This window comes from Herbaspirillum lusitanum P6-12 (genome assembly GCF_000256565.1).
GTDB classification, from domain to species: Bacteria; Pseudomonadota; Gammaproteobacteria; order Burkholderiales; family Burkholderiaceae_D; genus Herbaspirillum; species Herbaspirillum lusitanum.
This window is the reverse complement of sequence record NZ_AJHH01000110.1, coordinates 1-4,655: the sequence shown is the minus strand read 5'-3', so window position 1 is coordinate 4,655 and position 4,655 is coordinate 1. Positions and strand designations below refer to the sequence as shown.

General features: G+C 52.8%; 4 protein-coding genes. 3 read left to right on the top strand and 1 reads right to left on the bottom strand.

All coding sequences use genetic code 11. The features are described from left to right. Positions 1-85: 85 nt before the first annotated feature. The gene (locus tag HLUSI_RS0103840; protein ID WP_016832717.1) at positions 86-1,312 is read left to right on the top strand and encodes an ABC transporter substrate-binding protein; all 1,227 of its coding nucleotides are present in this window, start codon (positions 86-88) and stop codon (positions 1,310-1,312) included. A 61-nt stretch (positions 1,313-1,373) separates the two neighbouring features. Here the strand turns inward: HLUSI_RS0103840 and HLUSI_RS26845 are convergent, their stop codons facing one another. Beyond that, entirely contained in the window at positions 1,374-1,904 is a 531-nt protein-coding gene (locus HLUSI_RS26845) for a MarR family winged helix-turn-helix transcriptional regulator (RefSeq protein WP_016832716.1), read from the bottom strand. A gap of 171 nt (positions 1,905-2,075) precedes the next feature. On the opposite strand from HLUSI_RS26845, the gene HLUSI_RS0103830 reads away from it, so the two are divergent. After that, positions 2,076-3,917, top strand: coding sequence for a feruloyl-CoA synthase (locus HLUSI_RS0103830; protein WP_029363090.1), 1,842 nt, complete (start codon positions 2,076-2,078; stop codon positions 3,915-3,917). Between the two features lie 41 nt (positions 3,918-3,958). Further along, positions 3,959-4,655, top strand: a 697-nt coding sequence (locus tag HLUSI_RS0103825) for a thiolase family protein (RefSeq protein WP_016832712.1), incomplete at its 3' end; no start/stop codon positions are given.

The window sequence follows — 4,655 nt, the reverse complement described above, 5'->3', positions numbered from 1 at the left end:
TTTTTTTTTTTTTTTTTTTTTTTGGTTTCCTAACGTTCAATGAACGAATAAAAAGAATAATTAACTATTACAACGGAGACGCAAAATGAATAAATTCAAGCTGCTGAAGTTGGCTGCATGCATCGCAGGTGTATTTGCTTGCACCACGCAAGGAATGGCTCAAACCAATAAGATATCTGATGGCGCCGTGAAGATCGGGGTCCTCACTGACATGTCGAGTGTGTATTCGGAGTCCGGCGGGCAAGGTTCAATCATTGCTGCCAGGATGGCAGTCGAGGACTTTGGCGGGAAGGTACTGGGCGCGCCAATTACAGTGATCACGGCGGATCATCAAAACAAAGCCGATATCGGCGCCAGCAAAGCTCGTGAGTGGATCGACGTCGAGAAGGTCGATATGATCACGGACGTGATTACATCTTCAGTAGCCTTGGCGGTCGCTCGGGTGACGAACGACAAGAAACGCGTCAACATGACCGTGGGCGCTGGCACCACGCGTTTGACAAATGAAGAGTGCTCGCCTTACATGGTGCACTATGCCTACGATACTTACGCTTTAGCCAACGGCACTGCGAAGACGGTGACTCAACAGGGCGGCGACACATGGTTTTTCATGACTGCCGACTATGTGTTCGGCACTTCGCTGGAGAAGGACGCGAGCGATGTCGTCGTGGCGAATGGCGGCAAAGTTCTGGGCTCGGTGCGTCATCCTCTCAATGCATCTGACTTCAGCTCCTTCTTGCTGCAAGCGCAGGCATCGAAAGCCAAGATCATCGGCCTGGCAAACGCGGGGAACGACATGATCAATACACTGAAGGGCGCTCGTGAATTCGGACTGGCAAAAGGAGGGCAGCGCTTCGCCGGTATGCTAGTCAACATCAATGATACCCACAACATGGGCCTGGATGTGGCACAGGGCATGTTGCTGACGGAAGGATTTTATTGGGACCGCAATGAAGAAACGCGGAAATTCAGCCGTCGCTATTTCGCCAAAATGAAGCAGATGCCAAACATGATCCATGCCGGCGTCTACTCCGCGGTGACGAACTACCTGAAGGCTATCGAAGCAACGGGAACCGATGATGCGGATCAAGTCATGGCAAAACTGAAGTCTACAAAAATCAATGACTTCTATGCGACCAATGGCGTCATTCGCGAGGATGGGCGCATGGTGCATGACATGTATCTGGTTGAAGTGAAGACACCCGCCGAATCCAAGTATCCTTGGGATTACTATCGGATCAAGCGCACAATTCCAGCAGCCGAAGCATTCATCCCGCTTTCCAAATCCAAGTGTCAATTCGTGAAGAAATAAGACGAAAGATGTAAAAGAGGCTTTGGTGACAGAGCCTCTTTTTTTGTGAATCAGTGCGCAGTCATTCGGACTTGGCCAGATTCCATAGCTCATCAAGAAAATTATCGGGCGAGCCTTTTAACCGCGCGATCATTCGCGCCTGATGACTTGCAAAGCGTTTCTTGAGATCTTTCAAAAGGACGTGTCCTTCTTTGGTGAGATGAATTTCGCGAGCTCGTCGATCAGTCTCGGAGGTTACACGTTCTGCGAGTCTGCGTTTTTCCAGCGAATCAATGATGGGAACGATCCGAGGTCTTTCCACGCCAAGGGCAGTTGCAATATAGGCTTGGGTGAGGCCAGGGTTATCTGCAGCAAGCGAAAGAACCGAGAATTGCGTCGGAGTAATCGACATTTCGCCGATGGTCTTGTAGAGGTCGGCAAACACGGCAATTTGTGCACGACGAATGGCGTATCCGATAGTACCCTCCAGATACTTCATATCAATTTCAATTTCGTCCAAGGCTTCCTTCCTGGAAGCATTTTGGTCTTTTGCGTTCATCTTGGACGCCGCGCCTTTTGCCTTGGCGATATCTCCGTTTTTGCGTGCCTGCATTCGTTATTTTCCTGATTCGCCTTGAATGATGTCGGCAACCACTTTCACCCTGGAAACTTGAAAATTGCCGACGCTCATTATCTCAGTATTCATCAAATAAAGATTGATATTTTTAGATAACAGCATTATCTTTATTGAAAATAAAGAATACTAAATACTCTGGAGACAATCATGCATGCAGTCGCTGTTACCCCATCAGTCAACTTCGTTTCTCCCCCGGTCATAGCTACTCCCGAATCGGGTGGAATCGTCCTACGTAGCGGACTGGCGCCAACGGAGCCATTCCTGTCGTTGCACGAAATGCTGGAGCGCGCAGCGGAGCTCGTCCCCCACAATATCTTTCTTCAAGAACGATCCGTTTTCGATAGAAATTTGTGGAACAGGGTTACCTATATCGAAGCGCTGCAGCTTGTTGATCAATACGGGCGCGCATTGCTGAACTATGGGCTGACGCCTGATCGCCCACTGGCAATTATTTCCCCCAATAGCATCAACCACGCTTTGCTGGCATTGGCCGCCATGAGCGTAGGTATCCCGGTAGCTCCCATTTCGGTCGCCTATTCTCAAATGGCTGATCTGGAGCGCGTGGAGAATATCTTCCGCTTGCTGACTCCGGGAATGGTGTTTGCGGAGACATGGGCAGGATTCGAGCGCGCATTGAGTGCTGCAGCGAAGGCGGGAGCTAACATTCTGGTCGGCAACAGTACAGGCGTAGACCAGCCCGTACTTACACTGGAAAAGATTAGGGATCCAGGCCAGGCTGTCGGGTCTATCCGGGCTCGATTCCCCGTTGGCCCCGACACAATTGCGAAGGTCTTGTTTACTTCTGGTTCGACAGGATCGTCCAAAGGGGCCTTGGTCACGCAGCGCATGATGTGTTCTAACCAAGAGGCATTGACTCAATGCTGGCCATTCCTCGAAGCAGAACCACCTGTCGCTGTCGACTGGCTGCCATGGAGTCATGTTTTCGGCGGATGCCTGATTTTCAACTGCGTATTACGGCATCTCGGAACGATGGTCATCGACGACGGACGTCCTGTCGGCTCCCAGTTTGAAAGAACGCTACAGAACATTCGCGAATTGCCGCCATCCATTTATTTGAGCGTCCCCAAGGCTTTGGATGAATTGGTCGCCGCGCTGCGAAAGGACGACGAGTTGTGCCGACGGTTCTTCAGCCGGCTGCGGCTTATCTTTTCCGCCGGGGCGGGGCTGCCTAAGAGTACCTGGGAAGCGTTGCACGAGCTTGCCGGCCGATGGTCTCCGCATGAAATGCGCATCGTCATCAGCTACGGTTCGACGGAAACCGCTCCCGTCGTGTGCGTAAGCTCCGGCCAAAGCAAGCGGCCGGACAATATCGGAGTACCGATCCCAGGCGCAGAGATGAAGCTGGCACCGTCGGAAGACAAGTTCGAGATTCGCTTGCGTGGTCCCATGGTGACACCAGGTTACTGGCGCCATCCGGAGTTGGCGAAAGATATCTTTGACGAAGACGGCTATTACAAGATGGGGGATGCCGGCAAGCTCGAGGATCCATCCCGGCCAGAATTAGGCATTGTTTTCGACGGTCGTGTCGCCGAGGATTTCAAGCTCGTCACCGGAACGTGGGTGCGTACCACGAACGTACGAATCGCCTGCGTCAGCGCCTTGGCTCCGCTCATCCAGGACGCAGTGGTTACAGGTCAGGACCGTGATGAGGTCGGACTTCTAGCGTTCCCCAGCCTGAACGGCTGCCGCCAGCTCACAAAACTTCCCGGCGCATCCCTGGCCGAGCTGATCGACCATCCAATCATCCGAGAAGCCGTTGCCCAGGCGCTCGCACGGTTGAATCAGGGAGCCGGCTCTTCGGGACGTATAGGCCGAGTGCTTTTGATGTTGACGCCGCCGTCAATCGATACCGGCGAAATCACCGACAAGGGATATATCAATCAACGCGCCGTGCTGAGGGCGCGCGCGAATGAGGTTGAACGTTTATATAGCCCCACGGACGCTGGCGTCATCTTGCCCGCGGCGTAAAGAATCATTGATTTTGAACATTTCATCGTAGAGGAAACAAAGTGAAACAAGACATTTTTATCGTAAGCGGCGCCCGTACTCCTATTGGCGATTTCGGCGAAAGCTTGAAGGATTTCTCTCCGACGAAGCTTGGAGCAATCGTCACCCGCGAGGCGATTCGTCGAGCCGGTATTGAAGCAGCGGAAGTGGAGCATTCAGTGTTTGGAACGGTGATTCCGACGGAAGCCGCAGATCTTTTCCTGGGACGCACAGCGGCTATAGAAGCCGGAATCCCGGATGAACGGCCTGGGTTGACCTTGAACCGTCTTTGCGGTTCGGGAGCGCAATCCATCGTGTCTGCCGCTCAGATGATGCTATTGGGAGAAGCTTCGATTACAGTCGCCGGCGGCGCCGAGTCGATGAGCAGGGCTCCTTTCTCGATCTCGGGTATGCGATTCGGTACCAAAATGGGCAATAGCGTTGCCTACGATTGGTTGGTCAATACGTTGTCCGATCCATTCGGTCACGGACAGATGGGAGATACTGCGGAGAACGTCGCCAAATACGCCAACATCGGCCGCGACCGCCAGGATGCCTATGCTGCTGAAAGCCATCGTCGCGCCGGGCATGCGATCGCAGAAGGTCGTTTCCGCGAGCAAATCATCCCGGTAGAAGTAAAGCGACGTCGGGAAACAGTACTGTTCGATACCGACGAGCATGTTCGGGCAGACACCAGTATCGAAAGTCTGTCGAAGCTTC

Excerpts from the sequence above, each read along its gene's own strand:
- HLUSI_RS26845 (WP_016832716.1), bottom strand. The coding sequence starts at position 1,904 with ATGCAGGCACGCAAAAACGGAGATATCGCCAAGGCAAAAGGCGCGGCG.
- HLUSI_RS0103830 (WP_029363090.1), top strand. The coding sequence starts at position 2,076 with ATGCATGCAGTCGCTGTTACCCCATCAGTCAACTTCGTTTCTCCCCCG.
- HLUSI_RS0103840 (WP_016832717.1), top strand. The coding sequence starts at position 86 with ATGAATAAATTCAAGCTGCTGAAGTTGGCTGCATGCATCGCAGGTGTA.